Genomic DNA, 17,248 nt, shown 5'->3' with positions numbered 1-17,248 from the left:
TTTAGTCAAGTATTTGCGCAAGAGATTATTGCAGCGCTTTGGCATATCTCATACCAAAACGCTAACTCTTTTATTTTATTGATTTATTTATTGAGCTTAAAATCCCACGCAGGATGTTTAATTCCTGATCTTCCGGGCGCGCGCGGTTAAACAAGCGTTTTAGCTTGGTCATCACCATGCCTGGATGCTGTTTAATGATAAAGCCTGTGTCGTTCAGGGTAGACTCAAGGTGCTCGTAGAACAGCTCCATTTGCTCAGATGTCGGGTACTGAACATCGTCCTGCTCAACAGGTTGCTCCTGACGGTCAAGGTAGGTCATGCGGGTTTCATAAGCCAGTGTCTGCACTGCCATGGCCAGATTCAAAGAGCTATACTCCGGATTAGCCGGGATGCAAACGTGGTAATTGCACAGCTGTAGTTCTTCATTAGTTAAGCCACTGTTTTCGCGACCAAACACCAAAGCAACTGGCGTTTTCTCTGCACCATCAACGAGTTTTTGTGCGCATTCACGCGGACCAACCATAGGCCACGAGAGTGTACGAGAACGCGCACTGGTCCCTATGGTCAGGGCACAGTCTGCAATGGCGTCTTCTAGTTTCTCTACTTGAACCGCATTACCCAGTACATCTGTTGCACCGGCCGCCAATGCGCTGGCATGACTGTCTACCTCACACGCAGGGTCTACCAGATAGAGTTTTGATAACCCCATAGTTTTCATCGCGCGTGCAACTGAGCCGATATTGCCTGAATGGGAGGTATTAACCAATACAATGCGAATGTCTTCTAATGCCATGTCTTATGCCTCAGGAAAAAATAATGGCGGAGTTTAGCACAAACGCGAATTCGCCAGATAGTAAAATCAGGACCAACCGCAAGTCGGTAACAGAAAGGCAGGTAAAGCGTAAAAGCATTCTACAAGAGCGCCTCAACAGAACTGCCCGAATTTGAGTCACTTACTCATATTGATTAAAAAAAGCACATATTTTTTGCTGCTGGGTTATTTACTTTGCAGGAAAAGTCGCTAGAATACGCCGGCTCAAAAATTTTAGTTCTTTTACAATTCAAAGGTAATGCTATGCATCCAATGTTAAACATTGCGGTACGCGCTGCGCGTAACGCGGGTAAGGTGATTCTACGTGCGTGTGAAAACATGTCTCAGGTTGAGACCTCACAAAAAGGCTCGAACGATTTCGTTACAAACGTAGATAAAGAAGCGGAACTGGTTATCCGTGACACAATTTTAAAAGCCTACCCGGAGCATGCAATTGTCGGTGAAGAGCTTGGCCATACTGATGGCAAGCAAGCCGATTACCTTTGGGTTATCGACCCGCTTGATGGCACCACTAACTTCATCAAGGGCATTCCTCACTTTGCTATTTCTATCGCGCTTAAAGTTAAAGGCCGCGTAGAACAAGCCGTTGTATACGATCCAATCCGCGATGAACTCTTTACCGCTTCTCGCGGCCAGGGCGCACAATTGAACAGCAAACGTATTCGCGTTACTAAGAGTAACGAACTGGCGGGCTCTGTATTGGCAACGGGTTTCCCGTTTAAACAAAAGCATCACCTGGACGCTTACACTGAAGCCTTTAAAGCCCTATTTGTCCAGACGACGGATATCCGCCGTGCCGGCTCTGCGGCGCTGGATATGGCTTATGTTGCTGCGGGTCGTATCGATGGATTCTATGAAATTGGTCTTAAGCCGTGGGACACAGCGGCGGGTGAATTGCTTATCAAAGAAGCCGGCGGTATGCTGATGGACTTCGCAGGCGGTGCCAACTACAACAACAGCGGTAACATCGTTTGTGGCGCACCTAAGCTGTGTCAGGCGATTGTAAAAGAAATTCGTCCAGTGCTGACTGAGTCATTGCTTAAGTAAGCCGGATGCAGAATTAAAAAAACCCAAACATCTGTTTGGGTTTTTTTATGTCTGACGCTAAACCAAATACCAATTTCACTTAATACCTGTTCAATTTGACGGAGCAAATATGACGCTAACTGTGTTAAAAATTTTTCATTTAGAGCAACTAAATAGCAAAATTTTTGCCTTGCCTACATGGACGTAGGTACCTAAGCGATAGCAGGACGCGTGAGCGGTGTTATCGAACATATTTTCTCGCCTCAAAATAGAACACTTAATTAAGCAAATTGGTATTACTTGATTTCGACCCGGGCTGAGCGCATCACCACTTCATCATTCAACTCAATGCCAATACCTGGTGCCTCAGAGACCTTGAATACGCCTTTTTCCGGCTGTGGATCCTGAAGGCACAATTCCCGGTTCCACTTTTTAATTGCATAAGTGTGATGCTCGTGGATAAGGAAGTTAGGAATGGCCGTTTCAAGGTGCAAAGAAGCCGCCGTCGCAACCGGACCACCACAAACATGTGCCTGAATGCGGATATCAAAAATATCGGCGTAATCACAGACCTTTTTGGTCTCGGTAAAACCACCACACAGGCCAATATCTGGCTGCAGAACGTCAATACTTTGATCTTCAAAATAAGGACGCACATCCCAGCGATTATACAAGCGCTCACCACCGGCAATCGGCACCGCAGTTTTGTTGGCCACTTTGGCGTGCAAAGAATGGTTAAGATAATTAACCGGCTCTTCGTAATACATACAGTCAAACTCTTCTGCAATTTCAGCAATTTGAATCGCAGAAGTCGCACCTGGCAGGCTGTGACATTCAAAAATAATATCAACTTCATCACCCACCGCTTCACGGATCGCCTGCATACGTGCCCGGTATAATTTCATTTCGGCGCGAGAGATCAGCTTGGTGCGGTCGTAGTAAGTATTACCGTCTTTGTCGTACATGATAGGGTCAACTTTAACCGCGTCATAGCCTTCAGCCAGCGCTTTGTGAGCTGCCTCAGCATATTCGTGTGGCTGCACCAGTGCCTTAAATTCATTGTCCCAGTCAAACTGAAGCTGCGATGCATAGGTACGCAGCTCGTCGTTCACTTTACCACCCAGCAGTTGATACACTGGCAGGTTTAAGGCTTTACCTTTAATGTCCCACAGTGCTGTATCAATGGCGCTCATTGCAGCATACACCACAGGTCCGCCACCTAAGCCCCAGAAACTCTCACGCAGCATGCGGGCCCACAGCATTTCAGTCTGGAACGGATCGTGACCGATTAAAAAGGCTTCCGCCATTTCTTTGATCATGGCAGCAGCTGCACTGTGGCCCAGATCGTAAGCCAGACCGGCTTCGCCGACTCCCGAAATCCCCTCATCGGTATGAATACGAACAAATACCGGGGTCCAGGCTGGTCTGTCCGGACAGTGAATATCAAACACTTCGACGCGATTAACTTTCATTTTGACTCCTATTCGGCAAAGCCAGGATCCAGGCGGTATGCCTTTCTCAACATGGCAGGCCAGGCTAATTGGCCACCGGTGCTACCACTGTGCACCACCTTTGCCTGATTATAAATATTGTCCTGAATGGGCTGCGGCACCTCTTTTGCAGGGCGGCCGGTCGCCTGAATGGCTACCTGGATCTCGCAGGCACGTTGCAGATCATAAAAACGCATAAAGGCATCACCGACTGTGGGTCCAACTGTTAACCCCCCGTGATTTACCAGCAACATATGATTGGTGGTGCCAAGGTCATTTTGCAGGCGGGCTTTTTCTGCTTCGTTCACCGCAAGACCTTCATATTCATGGTAAGACAGTGACGGCAATGAAAACATGCTGTGCTGGCTCAGCGGCAACAGACCACCTTCCAGACTCGCAACGGCAATGGTTTCTTTGGTATGCAGATGGATCACACAATGCGCATCTTCACGTACTTCGTGGATTGCACTGTGGATGGTAAAGCCGGCCGGGTTTATTTCAAAGGGGGTGTCGTCCAGAATATTGCCCTGCAGGTCAACTTTCACCAGGTTAGAAGCGGTGACCTCATCAAAACTCAGTCCAAAGGCATTCACCAGATAATGATCGGTACCAGGCAGGCGTGCAGACATATGTGTATAGATCAGATCGCCCCAGCGAAAATGCTCCACCAAGCGGTAACACGCCGCCAGATCAACACGCAGTCGCCATTCTTGCTCACTGACTTTGTCTTTTACGTTGAGTTTCGGCAATTCAAACATGGCCCTTCCTTTTGTTATAAAGCCCAATATATTTTGGATGTATAGAAGTCTAAAACACTCATCTCCGGGATGCAATAACTCAATCCGGGAGAAAGCAGAATAGTCGATGTGGATCAAAAAACCACCGGCGAGCGGTGGTTTTTTTATTGACTGTCAGTGCTACTGAACTTTTGACAGGTAATCTGCAATGGCTTCCAGCTCTGCGTCAGACACGTTTGCTGTCATCGCTTTCATCGCCGCAGACATGCCATTGCTTCGCGCACCCGATTTAATGTCTTTCATCTGGGCCAACAAGTATTCTTTATTTTGTCCAGCCAATTTAGGATACACAGGCATGATAGGTGCTTTACCTTCTGCACCGTGACATGTCTGACACATTTTTGCGGTGTAAAGTGCTTTACCATCGGCTGCACTCGCAGTACCGGCAGATAGGGCTGCAACGGCCAGGCCGCAGGCTAACGTGAGTTGTTTCATCTTGCTCATATCTTTTCTCTTCTTATATAACGGATCAATTCAAGTGTAGTCTATGCCGCACTGTTATCCATACTCTCGTGACGGTGAGCTTACAGGTACGGCTGCTGTGCCTACCAGATCAGATCATCCGGGACTTCGAAGTCCGCATATGGATCATCTTCGTCTTTATCTTTCTGATCATCTTCAACATGAAAGACAATGTACTTTTCATCAACTTCTGCGATCTTACGTGCAGGCTCGTCCTGTAAGACATAAAACTGACCTTCCAGTACGCATATCGCCAGCTTGCCTTTGGCTAGTGCCTGCTGAGTTTGCGCATTCACATCCAGCTCTTTAATTTTACTTTCATAAGTAAAGTTAAAGGTCACATTGCCACGGATCTCATCCTGATTATGGTGTTCCAGGATTTGTTTCACTCTGGCAACCTGCTCACGCTCTTTGAGCTCAGCCTGCTTCGCCTTGTTTAACTCTTCCGCTTTTTGCTGCTGAGCCTGTTTGGTTTGCTCAATGTGTTTTTGCAGATCACTGACATCGCTGGTCGCGCCTTTTTTCTTCTTTTTCTTTTGCGCTTTGCGCTTTTCGCTCTTCGCTACTTTGGCTTTGTGCTCGGTGGTCAGGCCCGCTTTCAAAAGTTGATCTTGTAGAGATCCCATAATGCCACTCCATAAAACTAGACTGACGCTATTTTAACGCAGTGGACGAATTTGACCACTGCTGGTGAACATTCCGGAAGAAAAATTTTGCACCTCAAAAATCTAGCAGAGTCGGCACTAAAAAATATGATTTAACGCAAGTTTTCTGTGATTTGCTTCGCAATTGTGTGATTCGGCAGGCATAATTTGGACGCGATTTGGTCATTATGGATAGATTATGTCTCTGCCGCACTTGCTGCTGTGCTCTGTTGCCATTTTTTGTGTGTTGTACGCCCCTCAACCCTTGTTGTCTTTGTTTGCAGAGTCTTATCAGGTCGCCCCGGCAAAAGCTGGCATGCTGATGTCTTTGACCATGCTGCCACTGGCTATTGCGCCTATTTGCTACGGATTATTATTTACGAAACGTAACCCTTTGCGGATCATCAAAGCCAGCATGCTGATGCTGGCACTGTGCTGTATCGGTTTCGCATTCTGCGGGGATTTCCAATGGATGATGGCGATACGCTTTGTGCAGGGGTTGTTACTCCCGGCCGCCCTCACCGCCATGACCGGCTATCTGGGCCGAACCTATCAACACAGTCAGCTGAAGCGCTCAATGAGCTGGTACATTGGCAGTACCATTGCCGGTGGCTACCTCGGCCGCACATTAGCAGCCAACTTTGCGGTTTGGTTTGACTGGCAGAGCTTTTACCTGCTCAATGCCATCATCCTGATAATACTGGCTTTGTGGATAAAGCCCCAGCGAGCTCTGGTGGTCAGCAGTCCGGCCAACCACCCTTTGGCCTATCTCAAACCACTCAGGCAGGCTGATTTGTTGGGTCTCTATGGGGCCGTGTTTTGTATGTTTTTTTGCTTTGCGGCGCTACTCAACTATTTGCCCTTTATCCTCAGCAACGACTACAAAATAAGCGATCCTCGTCTGATCGGCTTGGTTTACACAGGGTATCTGATTGGCGCTTGCCTGTCTTTGTCTACGCCATTGCTGAGTAAGCTGCAAGCCAGTATGTGGCAGATCCTCAGTGGCTTATTTGCCGTGTATTGCCTGACCATTGTGGGCATGTTGTGGCATAACTTCTGGCTGTTTCTGGTGCTCTTTACCTTGTTTTGTGCCTGTATGTTTATGATCCATGCCAGTGCCGCCCCCCTTGCTAATCAACTTAGTCGCGCCGAATCCACGGTCACCAATGGCGCCTATGTGTCGTTTTATTACTGCGGCGGTGCGCTGGGCTCCTACCTGCCGGGCCTGATCTATCAGCGCTGGGGACTCCCTTATTTTTTACTGTCTCTACTGATAATGTGTATCGCCGGGTTAGCATTAATATGGCGTAATCATCATGATGCGCGGTCCAATAGTGCCAGCTTTCCTCTATAACCGCTCTGTCGTTCAGGTTTGTCGTTCAGGTAAGAACAGCCACTGCGGATGATGGCCTGTGTGCTGCCAAAATAGCTCAAGATCTGCCAAAGACAATACCCAGGTTTTATCATTTTCGAAAGGATGGCATTGCCATAAAGCAGCCTCTCGTAGATCCTCATCCAGCCACAGCTGGACATGCTGCTGGGGGTCATTGGCTGTCGCAAGTGCAGATACACATCCTGGCTTTATGCCCAGATATTGTTGTAGTCGGCTGTCAGAGGCAAACCCGAGGCGAGACAACCCTTGCTGTTTAGATAATGCCTTCAAATCAAGTTGCTTACTCGCAGTGGTGATCAATAGAATGTGTTGCCGACCGTAATTATCTCGCAAAAACAGGTTTTTCAGACGCGTGCCTTCACGCGCCAGCTCGAGCCGATCAGCATCCTGACAAGTCGCCAATGGAGGATGTTGATATGCCCGATAGGATATGTTTAGTCTGTCCGCTAGTGCAGCCAGCGCATCTACAGTCAATACGCTCACTGACACACCCCACGCAGCTGGACACTCCGATTACGCCAGAACACCCGCTCTATCTTGTAACCAGACTCACAGTAACTGGCATCCTCCAGTGCCTGCCTGAGCCTGGCCACCGCCTCATCTTCGAGTTTAAGTTTGAGCTCCGGGGAGTCTTCTACCCTCTGCTGCTGCGCAAAGCGCTTCAGCTCGCGCCGGGAAACTGGCTTGGTGGTATCCAAATTCACTTGTGGGGTAGCTTTCACCGTGACAACAAAAGCAAATTCATCTTGCCCCTTGGCATTCACGCGTTGATGTAATTGCTGGCTTTCAACTTCCATAATTGGCACTTCAGGCTTACTACTACACGCACTAAGCAGTAGGGCGGCGCCGAACAGTAGACTCACACGTATCATAAATTTCTCTGTGTTTTTTGCCCAGTGTAACAAAGCAAAGCGGCATCTTGGCAAGTTTTTTGAGTCGAAGGCTTGACGCTGGGTAGAAAAATGATTTAAATTCTCACCGTCAAATCGACACCGGAAGTGGGGCTATAGCTCAGCTGGGAGAGCGCCTGCCTTGCACGCAGGAGGTCAGCAGTTCGATCCTGCTTAGCTCCACCACTTTCCGCCTTTCCTTGCTCATCAACCCCAAACTCAAAAACCACACAAACAGGCAGTGCGTTAAGCTATTTTCAGGGCACATCCTTGTACCCAATAATACCAATTTGCTTAATTAAGTGTTCCATTTTGAGGCGAGAAAATATCGTCGATAACACCGCTCACGCGTCCTGCTATCGCTGAGGTACCTACGTCCATGTAGGCAAGGCAAAAATTTTGCTATTTAGTTGTTCTAAATAAGAAATTTTTCACACAGTTAGCGTCATATTTGCTCCTTCAAATTGAACAGGTATTAAGTGAAATTGGTATTAGATACTAATCTCTTATCTGACCTTCACCATTGACCAGATATTTTTCTGTTGTCAGCGATTCCAGTCCCATTGGACCATAGGCATGCAGTTTGGTCGTTGCGATCCCAATCTCTGCGCCTAAACCCAGCTGACCACCATCACTGAAGCGTGATGACGCATTCACCATCACAACCGACGCATCGACGCTACGCTGAAACAGTTCTGCCGTTTGCATATCCTGAGTACAGATCACCTCAGTGTGGTGGCTGCCGAAGCGATCAATATGTGCAACTGCCGCACTGAAATCTGCCACCTGTTTGACTGCAATCTCAAGGCTCAGGTACTCTTCACCAAACTCATCGTCAGCCAGCACTGTGGCGTTGTCAAAGTAACCGGCGCTTGTTTGATCAGCATTGATCTTAACGCCACGCTGCTGCAAGGCTTGTGCGGCTTGTGGTAAGAACTGCCCGGCAATATCCTGATGCACTATCAAACCTTCGAGTGCATTACATACACCGGTGCGCTGAGTTTTACCGTTGAGCAGCAGTTGCAGTGCCTTGTCGAGATCGGCTGCTTTGTCTACATACAGATGACACACCCCTTTAAAGTGCTGGATCACCGGCACGGTACTGTTTTGTGTGACAAACTGGATCAATCCTTCACCACCACGTGGAATGATCAGGTCAATGTAATCTTTTTGCTGCATCAGCTCCATCATCAGGCTGCGATCTGGATCGGGGATCACGCTGATCAGTGCCGTCGGCAGGCTGTGAGTTTCCAGTACGCCGTGCAGTACTTTGGCGATGGCCAGTGAACTTTGCAGAGCCTCTTTGCCACCGCGTAGGATCACGCCATTGCCCGACTTAAAGCACAAAGCGCCGGCGTCCGCCGTGACATTCGGGCGGGCCTCATAAATCATACACACCACCCCCAGAGGAACGCGCATTTTTCTGATCTCAATACCATTGGGTCGGGTGCAGAGCTCCCGAACGGTGCCAACCGGGTCGGGCAATTCGATGATGGTTTCTATACCCTGTGCCATATCTTCTATGCGCTCGGGCGTCAGTGTCAAACGATCAACCATGGCAGCAGGCAGTTGGTTCTCACGCGCAGCTTCAAGGTCTTGTTGGTTGGCATGAATGATTTCATCCATACTGGCTCTGAGCGCGCCCGCCATACCTCGTAAAACCGCATCTTTTTGTGTGGTCGATAACAGTGCCAGGGTTTTTGCCGCCTGCGCAGCATTGTGTGCAATTTCTGTAATTAAACTCATGAATTTCTTTCCTCAAATACTGCAATATCATTTTGTGAGATGACCGGGCCTATGCTGTCCTGAACTTTCTCAGTGACTATATCTTTGTCCTGCTGGGCAATGAAGTTAAGCAAACAGCTGCTGTAATTACTATTTGCCTTGGCCAGCTTCTGACCATCTTCGTTTCTCACCAGCACGGTTTCCCCCGCCGAGAAGTCACCATTGACTGCTACGATGTCATCACAGCTCAGCTCATCAAACTCGTTTGCTTCGACGATCAGCTCCCCCTGCTCCGACGCGGTGTGTGTCATCCAGTGTACGGCTTCCTGCATCGGCGTATCATAAGGCAGGAAGCGTGTACCAGGATTCGCACCATTGAGTAGTTCAGAGAAGGTGTCTTCGTTAAACCCGTTCACGATATAGGTCACAATACCATGGGATGTGGCCTTTTCTGCTGCCTGTAACTTGGTCCTCATACCACCAGTACCTACACTGCTGGTAGGGCCGCCGGTCATGGCATAAATTTCCGGCGTCAGCTCACCCACCGTATCCAGCAACCTGGCATCCGTGTTTTTATTGGGATCTTTGTCATACAGGCCGTTCACATCCGAACAAATGATCAGGCAATCCGCATCAGCCGCCGCTGCCACCATGGCTGAGAGGTTGTCATTGTCACCGACCTTGAGATCGTCTGTCGTCACCGCATCGTTCTCGTTGATAATAGGCAAGATCCCTTGCTCCAGTAAAGTGAACAATGTTTCACGAATACTGTTGTAGCGATCACGGTCACGTAAATCGCCGTGAGTGAGCAATAACTGAGCCGACGGAAAGTCAAAAAATCGCTCCCAGGTCGAGATCATTTCTGTCTGCCCTGCTGCTGCCATGGCTTTTTTCACCGCCACCGAACTCTTGTCTTTGTTTTTGAACAAATGCGATCCGGCTGCCACAGCACCGGACGACACCAGCAGCACCTCTTTGCCTTTGGCGCGACACTGCACAATAAACTGGGCAATGTTAAGCAGGTAACGAGAGCGGCAACCGTCCTGCTCAGGTGCGATTAACGCACTGCCGATTTTGATTACGATGCGTTGAGATGTTTCGATTGACATGTTTTTTCCGTTTTACCTTATATCCTCATGCACGCAGTATTTTGGTTGATACTACAATGCTTCTTTGTCAGCATACGCGACCACATAAAAGATAAGATAACAACGGCTTCGAAATACTCACTCACACGGATACAGCGTACATTTCGAAACGGCAAACAGACAGACCCCTGACGTGCATGCACTGAATGATTCAGTACTAACAAGCAACTGTGGCTGCGAAAACTAAGAAAGATTGATTGTGACCTGAGAGACCAGCTCTTCGGGTCGGACCGTTTTTTGCAGGCTCACCATGGTTTGGTGCGGCAAAAAAGGTCTGATCGCAATGAATAATTGCGCACATGAGTAGATTGATGATGGGCGCAAAGCCCGCTCGAATAAACGCTTTATACCTTAGCGCGGATCTACCTTACATTTCAACCCTGTCACGTGACTTTCATTTATAACCATCATAAATATAATTAATAGTTTCTATTTTTCATGGTATTACGTAGTTGAATTTATCTGGCTTACTATTTTTCTAAACAGTCAGGCATGCTCGGCCCATCACACTTAAAGCAATGTAAACACTTTATTTGTGGTTTGTCTGTGCTATAACCAAGCAAACACTATAATTATATTTACCCCAACTCGCGGGAGCAGCTATGTCAGCTATTTATATTGCCGGGATTGCGTTATTTTCTGTTTTAGCCCAATGGCTTGCCTGGGTATGCCGGGTTCCGGCTATTTTATTTTTACTTCTCACCGGCTTGTTACTGGGTCCAGTCTCCGGACAATTACAACCCGACCAGCTGCTGGGTGATTTACTCTTTCCTGTTGTCTCTCTGTCTGTTGCCATTATTTTATTTGAAGGTGCGCTCACACTGCATTTTCATGAATTAAAAGGCATCGGAAAAGTGGTACGAAACCTGTGCTCAATAGGTATGCTAACGACCTTTGCTATCCTCACCGCCAGTGCTATCTGGCTGCTAGAACTGGACTGGCGGGTGGCCGCAGTACTGGGCGCAGTGCTCGTGGTTACGGGCCCCACGGTAATAGCGCCGATGCTCAACGCAATGCGACCGGAAAAAGACATTGATAGGATCCTTCGCTGGGAAGGTATTGTCATCGACCCCATCGGCGCGCTATTTGCTGTTCTGGTGTTTGAAGCGGTCAACCAGGTGGGAGAAGCTGCCGTGTTCAGCCATACCATGTTGGCGTTGTTTTCAACGCTGGGCGTGGGTACCTCCGTGGGAATTGTTGCAGGCTGGCTGACCACCACCATCATTCGCCGGGAATGGTTACCGTACGAGCTACACAAATTTGGCATTCTTGCGCTGGTGCTGTTCAGCTTTACCCTGGCAAACCACCTGAGCCATGAGTCTGGACTGCTGGCAGTGACCATCTTTGGTATCTGGCTGGCCAATCAGGATGACCTGGAAATCGATTCGGTGCTGGAATTCAAAGAAGACTTGTCGATGATATTGATCTCCAGCTTATTTATTCTTCTGGCTGCTCGATTACAACTAGAAGATTTGATGCTGCTCGACAGTGAGGTGTTCATCTTCCTGGCTATTGTATTGTTTGTCGCTCGCCCTTTGAGTATTGCAGTATCGACATTTGGCAGTGATCTGCCGCTGCGCTCTCGGTTACTGCTAGCCTGGATAGCCCCACGGGGGATTGTTGCCGCAGCAGTTGGCTCCGTATTCGCACTGAGTATGATGCAGTCGGGCTATCCCGATGCAAACAAAATGGTCCCTCTGATCTTCACTGTGATCATCATCACGGTGATACTACAAAGCCTGACGGCTACCCCTTTGGCACGCCTGCTCAAGGTGCGCCAACCAGCACCTAATACCCTGTTGCTGATTGGTGCCAACCATGTGTCCCGGGCAATCGCCAAGGGCTTAAAGGAGCAAAGTGTCGACGTCTACCTTTCTGATCCGGCATGGGAAAACTGTAAAATGGCACGTATGGACGGCCTCCCCTGTTATTATGGTAACCCACAGTCTGAACATGCCGAACGTTACCTGCCGCTCACCAGCCTAAAATCAGTCATGGCACTGTCCCCCAACCGCCATCATAACGCACTCGGTGTACAGTACTTTTCGCATTTACTGGGTGAGCAAAATGTATTTTCCCTCAAGTCCTCCACGAATCATGCCAAAGCAAACAAAGACAGTGCAACCTTCTTGTCCCGACAGTTACTGTTTGGAGATGAAGGTAATTATGCCAAGCTAAGTAGTATGATGGCCAAGGGCGGTAAAGTGAGCGCAACTCGCTTGTCGGAAGAATTTACCTGGGCGCAATATCAGGAAGTGAACAAAGAAGCGATACCGTTATTTATCATAGGAGAAGCAGGCAAAAATGACGACGGCCTGCCAGTACGACCCTTTACAACCGACATGAAAAATGCCCCCGGCAGCGGAGAGCGGGTATTGGCATTACAACCGCCTAAACTGTCGGTCCTGAAAGATCCAGCTCAAAAAGAGGCCCCCATCGGAGAAAAGCTAGGAGATTAATATTACATCGGTAGTCGGGCACGTTTAACCACGCTGTCCGGCATTTTCTGCGCTAGTAGCGCCAGCGCCGTTTCGATGCGCTTATGCAGTTTTTTGTCTGCGACCGCAGCGTGGAACAGCCAGCGATAGGCGTCTTCGTAATCTCTCGGGCTGCCATATCCCTTATTAAACAAATCGACCAGCCGCAGCTGAGCGTTCAAATTTCCCAGCACCGAGGCCTCGCGCAAGTAGGTAATGGCCATCCGCTTGTCCATTTGCACCAGCTTGCCGAGATCATAATAGCGGCCAAGTTGCTCCAGCGCCGGTGCTAAGCCCTGCTCAGCCGCCTTGCGCATATAATACAGGCCAAGCTCAACATTACGGTCAACACAGACCGCGTAGGCCAGCATATCACCATACAGAAACTGATAAGATGGCAGCGCCATTATTTCGGCACGAGCCTCAATATCCTGTACCAATTGGCATTCATCATCTTTAACACGCTTGAGATGAGCATTGCGGCTAATCAGTTCCAGTAACTCAGCTTGGCTGTAAAGAGGCACAGCTTCAATCGTCTCCTCTGAATTAGAGCATGCACTAAAAAGTAAGCAGGTACTTACAATCAAAGTTGGGAATAGGCTTAAATGCTTGTTCATGTTCAATACGTATCTGTGACACACTGAGGTTAAGTATACAATAAATGTGCCACCGCGTCGGTCGGTGTGGCAGACAAACTACAGACATAAAAAAAGCTGCCGAGGCAGCTTTTTTCTTTAAGAATTATTCGCCGAATGGGTTGCGAACAATCATAGTCTCGACGCGGTCCGGACCGGTTGAGATGATGTCGATTGGTACACCAGTCAACTCTTCAAGGCGCTTGATGTAGTTGATGGCCGCTTCAGGTAACGCTTCAACAGTGGTTGCACCAAAAGTGTTTTCAGACCAGCCTGGCATTTCTTCATAAACAGGCGTCACTTTCTCGTAACCTTCCGCTGCCAGTGGCGTCACGTTAGTGACTGTACCATCTTCCAGCTGGTAGCCAGTACAGATCTTGATGGTTTCAAGGCCGTCCAGTACATCCAGCTTAGTCAGGCAGAAACCTGAGATACTGTTGATCTGGATAGCACGACGCATAGCAACTGCGTCAAACCAGCCCGTGCGACGCAGACGACCGGTTGTTGCACCGAACTCGTGACCTTTCTCACCTAAGTGCTTACCAACTGGATCTTGCTTGTCCAGACCGTCATATAGCTCTGTTGGGAATGGACCTGAACCAACACGCGTGGTGTAGGCTTTCACAATACCCAGTACATAATCCAAGTGCAGAGGGCCAAAACCAGCACCCGTTGCTACACCACCTGCAGTGGTGTTCGAAGAGGTAACATATGGGTAAGTACCGTGGTCGATATCAAGCAAAGTACCCTGAGCGCCTTCAAATAAGATGTTATCGCCATTCAGACGCGTTTGATCCAACAGCTCAGTAACGTCAACCACCATAGACTTCAGGATTTGTGCAATTTCCATCGCTTCATCATAGGTCTTCTGGAAATCAACCGGGTCTACTTTGTAGTAATTAACCAGGGTGAAGTTATGGTACTCAAGCACCTCTTTCAGCTTAGCTGCAAACTGCTCTGGGTTGAACAGGTCGCCCACTCGCAGGCCACGACGCGCTACTTTGTCTTCGTAAGCTGGGCCGATACCACGACCGGTTGTACCGATTGCTTTATTACCACGAGCCAGTTCACGTGCCTGGTCCAAAGCAACATGGTAAGGCAGGATCAACGGACATGCTTCACTGATAAGTAAGCGCTCACGAACTGGTACGCCACGCTCTTCCAGCATACGCACTTCTTTCATTAGTGCGTCTGGTGCCAATACCACACCGTTACCGATAATGCATTTTACGTTATCACGTAGAATGCCCGACGGGATCAGGTGCAGAACGGTTTTTTCACCGTTGATCACCAGCGTGTGGCCCGCGTTATGTCCGCCCTGATAGCGAACAACCAAAGAAGCTTTATCTGTCAGCAGGTCTACAACCTTGCCTTTACCTTCGTCACCCCACTGGGTGCCCAATACAACGACGTTTTTACCCATTGCAAAATCACTTAGAAAAAATTAGGCGCAGATTTTATCAGAAAAGCCCGGTCAAAACACCCCATTACGGCTATTTTTTCCGCACTTGCTGGGATCCCAATGAAATTAAGAGGTTTTCTTCAAATATGCATTGCACAAAAGCAGTGGTGATTTCCCCTTAACTGCTGGTGATAAACATGCAGGTACAAAAAACCCCGCGGCTGCAGGGTTTTTACGTTGACCAGGTTGTCTCATCTAGTGAACACGTGCCCTGTCTTAGTCACCTTTTTTGTTCTTCATATAATCGAAGAACTCGCTATCCGGTGATAATACCATCACATCTCCTTTATTGGTGAAGGTATTCTTATATGCTTCCAGTGAACGAACAAAGCCAAAGAATTCAGGATCTTTGTTATAGGCATCGGCATAAATCTTTGCCGCTAGCGCGTCACCCTGACCACGCACAGCACGTGCATTACGCTCCGCGTCCGCCAGCATAACCGTTACCCGACGATCCACTTCAGCACGAATGATCTCTGCTTTTTCCTGACCTTCAGAGCGGTGCTCTTTTGCCACCGCGGTACGTTCAGCACGCATCCGCTGGAAGATAGAGTTACTCACTTCATTTGGCAGGTTGATTTGCTTAACCCGTACGTCCAGTACTTCAATACCCAGCTCCTGAGCACTTTCAGAGGCCTGTACCAGGGCTTCTTCCATCAGTTCACTACGTTCACCCGAAACGATCTCTTTGATAGTACGTGAACCAAAGTTAGTTCTCAGACCATTGTTCACTTTCTGCTTCAGCAGGGTTTCAGCATATTGCTTATCACCTCTGGCACGCAGATAGTACGCGGAGAAATCGTTAACACGCCACTTCACGAATGAATCGACGATCAAGTCTTTTTTCTCGCTGGTTACGAAACGATCTGGTGCGCCATCCAGAGTCTGAATGCGTGCATCAATGCGACGTACCTGACTGAAAAAAGGCACTTTCAGGTGCAGACCAGGTTCATAGACCACGGCATTGTCCTGACTGTCTTTTTGCACTTTACTGAACAGTAAAACAATGGCACGTTGCCCTTCTGTCACAACAAACACCGACGAAAAAGTCAGAAATGCAACAACGAGCAATCCTACGATAGTCATGTTTTTCATGTCAGTTACCTCCCACCATTGTTAAAACGGTCACGCGAAAAACGGTCATCACTGCTGTTTACCGTACTATTACGTGACTGGCCCAGCGACTGACGAAGCTGATTGATGTCGTTTTGGCTCGGCAGAGTCACCTGTGAGCCTGGCTTACCTTGCTGCATAATCTTATCCAGTGGCAGATACATCATGTTATTGCCGCCTTGTACATCAACCAGGACTTTAGAGCTGCTGCCCAGCACTTGTTCCATGGTTTCGATGTACAAACGTTCACGGGTAACCTGCTTGGCAGCTTGGTATTCTGGCAGCAGCTTCTCAAAGCGCTCAACCTCACCCTGCGCTTCCAGTGTGATGCGCTCTCGATATGCTTCCGCTTCTTGCGTCATACGCGTTACCTGACCACGAGCACGCGGCTCAATTTCTCTCGCGTATGCTTCTGCTTCACGAATGAAACGCTCTTCATCCTCTTGTGCTGCGATGGCGTCATCGAATGCATCTTTTACTTCTGCAGGCGGACGTGAATCTTTAAAGTTCACATCGGTGACAATAATACCCAAGTTATATGGCTCGATAATCTTGGTCAGTTCATCCCAGGTACGTTGACGTACCAATTCACGGCCGGTTGTTAGGACCTGGTCCATGCGAGAGTGACCTACAACATAACGCAACGCACTATCAAGCGCTTGCTGTAAGCTGTGATCGGCATCGGTTACGCTGAAGCGATACAAAGTCGGGTCAACCACTCGATACTGTACTTCAAACTCAACACTTACCACGTTTTCGTCTTCAGTCAACATGAAGCCGGATGCCGACAATGAGCGAACCGCTTCAATATCAATGGGGATAACACGTTCAACAAAGGTCATCTTCCAGCGAAGACCCGGTTCGGCGATACGGTTAAATTCACCGAATTGCAGCACGATACCACGTTCGGCTTCTTTTACTGTGTAAATACCGCTCAGTGCCCAGACAACAAAGGCTATCAGCAGCACAAACACCGTACCGGCACCGCCGATACCACCGCCTTTGCCTGGCTTGCCGCCAAACATACCGCCAAACTTGTTGTTAAATTTGCGGAATACCTCGTCTAAGTCAGGTGGCCCCTGATCACGACCGCCGCGGTTTTTCCACGGGTCGTTATCATTGCCATTATTACCCGGTTCGTTCCAGGCCATAGC

At 48.6% G+C, this 17,248-nt stretch carries 16 protein-coding genes and 1 tRNA gene; 4 read left to right on the top strand and 13 right to left on the bottom strand.

The window, feature by feature from the left end; translation table 11 throughout:
• Positions 1 to 70 precede the first annotated feature (70 nt).
• Positions 71 to 793 carry a tRNA (cytosine(32)/uridine(32)-2'-O)-methyltransferase TrmJ gene (gene trmJ, locus CWB98_RS09850; protein ID WP_138544718.1) on the bottom strand — a complete coding sequence of 241 codons (723 nt, stop codon included), beginning with the start codon at positions 791 to 793 and terminating at the stop codon, positions 71 to 73.
• Between the two features lie 282 nt (positions 794 to 1,075).
• Here trmJ and suhB point away from each other — a divergent pair, with 282 nt between their 5' ends.
• Positions 1,076 to 1,879 carry an inositol-1-monophosphatase gene (gene suhB, locus CWB98_RS09845; protein ID WP_138544717.1) on the top strand — a complete coding sequence of 268 codons (804 nt, stop codon included), beginning with the start codon at positions 1,076 to 1,078 and terminating at the stop codon, positions 1,877 to 1,879.
• A 275-nt stretch (positions 1,880 to 2,154) separates the two neighbouring features.
• Here the strand turns inward: suhB and CWB98_RS09840 are convergent, their stop codons facing one another.
• From CWB98_RS09840 to CWB98_RS09825, 4 genes are all read right to left on the bottom strand, one after another.
• Complete coding sequence (locus CWB98_RS09840; RefSeq protein WP_138544716.1) at positions 2,155 to 3,330, bottom strand: mandelate racemase/muconate lactonizing enzyme family protein; 1,176 nt, start codon at positions 3,328 to 3,330, stop codon at positions 2,155 to 2,157.
• An 8-nt stretch (positions 3,331 to 3,338) separates the two neighbouring features.
• Entirely contained in the window at positions 3,339 to 4,106 is a 768-nt protein-coding gene (locus CWB98_RS09835) for a class II aldolase/adducin family protein (protein ID WP_046003661.1), read from the bottom strand.
• A gap of 159 nt (positions 4,107 to 4,265) precedes the next feature.
• Positions 4,266 to 4,589: a c-type cytochrome gene (locus CWB98_RS09830; protein WP_138544715.1), complete on the bottom strand. Its 324-nt coding sequence runs from the start codon at positions 4,587 to 4,589 to the stop codon at positions 4,266 to 4,268.
• Positions 4,590 to 4,690: 101 nt separating this feature from the next.
• On the bottom strand, positions 4,691 to 5,233 hold the full coding sequence (locus CWB98_RS09825; protein ID WP_138544714.1) for a DUF2058 domain-containing protein: 543 nt from the start codon (positions 5,231 to 5,233) through the stop codon (positions 4,691 to 4,693).
• A 217-nt stretch (positions 5,234 to 5,450) separates the two neighbouring features.
• Between CWB98_RS09825 and CWB98_RS09820 the strand changes: the two genes are divergently transcribed.
• The gene (locus CWB98_RS09820; RefSeq protein ID WP_138544713.1) at positions 5,451 to 6,605 is read left to right on the top strand and encodes an MFS transporter; all 1,155 of its coding nucleotides are present in this window, start codon (positions 5,451 to 5,453) and stop codon (positions 6,603 to 6,605) included.
• A gap of 12 nt (positions 6,606 to 6,617) precedes the next feature.
• Here CWB98_RS09820 and CWB98_RS09815 read toward each other — a convergent pair whose 3' ends face one another.
• The gene (locus CWB98_RS09815) at positions 6,618 to 7,127 is read right to left on the bottom strand and encodes a prolyl-tRNA synthetase associated domain-containing protein (RefSeq protein ID WP_138544712.1); all 510 of its coding nucleotides are present in this window, start codon (positions 7,125 to 7,127) and stop codon (positions 6,618 to 6,620) included.
• A complete protein-coding gene (locus CWB98_RS09810) occupies positions 7,124 to 7,516 on the bottom strand; it encodes a hypothetical protein (protein WP_138544711.1) in 393 nt (130 codons plus the stop codon). The genes CWB98_RS09815 and CWB98_RS09810 overlap by 4 nt, the downstream gene beginning before the upstream one ends.
• Before the next feature lie 128 nt (positions 7,517 to 7,644).
• Here CWB98_RS09810 and CWB98_RS09805 point away from each other — a divergent pair.
• A tRNA-Ala gene (locus tag CWB98_RS09805) sits at positions 7,645 to 7,720 on the top strand.
• 312 nt (positions 7,721 to 8,032) lie between these two features.
• Here the strand turns inward: CWB98_RS09805 and CWB98_RS09800 are convergent.
• Together CWB98_RS09800 and proB are read right to left on the bottom strand one after the other, a co-directional pair.
• Positions 8,033 to 9,280 (bottom strand): glutamate-5-semialdehyde dehydrogenase, encoded by a 1,248-nt coding sequence (locus tag CWB98_RS09800; RefSeq protein WP_138544710.1) that lies wholly within the window; start codon positions 9,278 to 9,280, stop codon positions 8,033 to 8,035.
• The gene (gene proB / locus CWB98_RS09795; RefSeq protein WP_138544709.1) at positions 9,277 to 10,368 is read right to left on the bottom strand and encodes a glutamate 5-kinase; all 1,092 of its coding nucleotides are present in this window, start codon (positions 10,366 to 10,368) and stop codon (positions 9,277 to 9,279) included. Before proB ends, CWB98_RS09800 begins: the two co-directional genes overlap by 4 nt.
• A 641-nt stretch (positions 10,369 to 11,009) precedes the next feature.
• Between proB and CWB98_RS09790 the strand changes: the two genes are divergently transcribed.
• On the top strand, positions 11,010 to 12,866 hold the full coding sequence (locus CWB98_RS09790) for a cation:proton antiporter (protein ID WP_138544708.1): 1,857 nt from the start codon (positions 11,010 to 11,012) through the stop codon (positions 12,864 to 12,866).
• A 2-nt stretch (positions 12,867 to 12,868) separates the two neighbouring features.
• Here the strand turns inward: CWB98_RS09790 and CWB98_RS09785 are convergent, their stop codons facing one another.
• From CWB98_RS09785 to hflK, 4 genes are all read right to left on the bottom strand, one after another.
• Positions 12,869 to 13,501 carry a tetratricopeptide repeat protein gene (locus CWB98_RS09785; protein ID WP_138544707.1) on the bottom strand — a complete coding sequence of 211 codons (633 nt, stop codon included), beginning with the start codon at positions 13,499 to 13,501 and terminating at the stop codon, positions 12,869 to 12,871.
• A gap of 124 nt (positions 13,502 to 13,625) precedes the next feature.
• A complete protein-coding gene (locus CWB98_RS09780; RefSeq protein WP_054015976.1) occupies positions 13,626 to 14,942 on the bottom strand; it encodes an adenylosuccinate synthase in 1,317 nt (438 codons plus the stop codon).
• Between the two features lie 255 nt (positions 14,943 to 15,197).
• Positions 15,198 to 16,076, bottom strand: coding sequence for a protease modulator HflC (hflC, locus tag CWB98_RS09775; protein ID WP_138544706.1), 879 nt, complete (start codon positions 16,074 to 16,076; stop codon positions 15,198 to 15,200).
• 5 nt (positions 16,077 to 16,081) lie between these two features.
• A complete protein-coding gene (gene hflK / locus CWB98_RS09770; RefSeq protein WP_138544705.1) occupies positions 16,082 to 17,245 on the bottom strand; it encodes an FtsH protease activity modulator HflK in 1,164 nt (387 codons plus the stop codon).
• Positions 17,246 to 17,248: the final 3 nt, after the last annotated feature.

The organism is Pseudoalteromonas rubra (genome assembly GCF_005887115.1).
GTDB lineage: Bacteria > Pseudomonadota > Gammaproteobacteria > Enterobacterales > Alteromonadaceae > Pseudoalteromonas > Pseudoalteromonas rubra_F.
The sequence above is the reverse complement of the archived record's forward strand: the minus strand, read 5'-3'. Positions and strand labels throughout refer to the sequence as shown.

Coding starts and splice junctions, on each gene's coding strand:
- trmJ (WP_138544718.1), bottom strand. CDS start 793: ATGGCATTAGAAGACATTCGCATTGTATTGGTTAATACCTCCCATTCA.
- suhB (WP_138544717.1), top strand. CDS start 1,076: ATGCATCCAATGTTAAACATTGCGGTACGCGCTGCGCGTAACGCGGGT.
- CWB98_RS09840 (WP_138544716.1), bottom strand. CDS start 3,330: ATGAAAGTTAATCGCGTCGAAGTGTTTGATATTCACTGTCCGGACAGA.
- CWB98_RS09835 (WP_046003661.1), bottom strand. CDS start 4,106: ATGTTTGAATTGCCGAAACTCAACGTAAAAGACAAAGTCAGTGAGCAA.
- CWB98_RS09830 (WP_138544715.1), bottom strand. CDS start 4,589: ATGAGCAAGATGAAACAACTCACGTTAGCCTGCGGCCTGGCCGTTGCA.
- CWB98_RS09825 (WP_138544714.1), bottom strand. CDS start 5,233: ATGGGATCTCTACAAGATCAACTTTTGAAAGCGGGCCTGACCACCGAG.
- CWB98_RS09820 (WP_138544713.1), top strand. CDS start 5,451: ATGTCTCTGCCGCACTTGCTGCTGTGCTCTGTTGCCATTTTTTGTGTG.
- CWB98_RS09810 (WP_138544711.1), bottom strand. CDS start 7,516: ATGATACGTGTGAGTCTACTGTTCGGCGCCGCCCTACTGCTTAGTGCG.
- CWB98_RS09800 (WP_138544710.1), bottom strand. CDS start 9,280: ATGAGTTTAATTACAGAAATTGCACACAATGCTGCGCAGGCGGCAAAA.
- proB (WP_138544709.1), bottom strand. CDS start 10,368: ATGTCAATCGAAACATCTCAACGCATCGTAATCAAAATCGGCAGTGCG.
- CWB98_RS09790 (WP_138544708.1), top strand. CDS start 11,010: ATGTCAGCTATTTATATTGCCGGGATTGCGTTATTTTCTGTTTTAGCC.
- CWB98_RS09785 (WP_138544707.1), bottom strand. CDS start 13,501: ATGAACAAGCATTTAAGCCTATTCCCAACTTTGATTGTAAGTACCTGC.
- CWB98_RS09780 (WP_054015976.1), bottom strand. CDS start 14,942: ATGGGTAAAAACGTCGTTGTATTGGGCACCCAGTGGGGTGACGAAGGT.
- hflC (WP_138544706.1), bottom strand. CDS start 16,076: ATGAAAAACATGACTATCGTAGGATTGCTCGTTGTTGCATTTCTGACT.
- hflK (WP_138544705.1), bottom strand. CDS start 17,245: ATGGCCTGGAACGAACCGGGTAATAATGGCAATGATAACGACCCGTGG.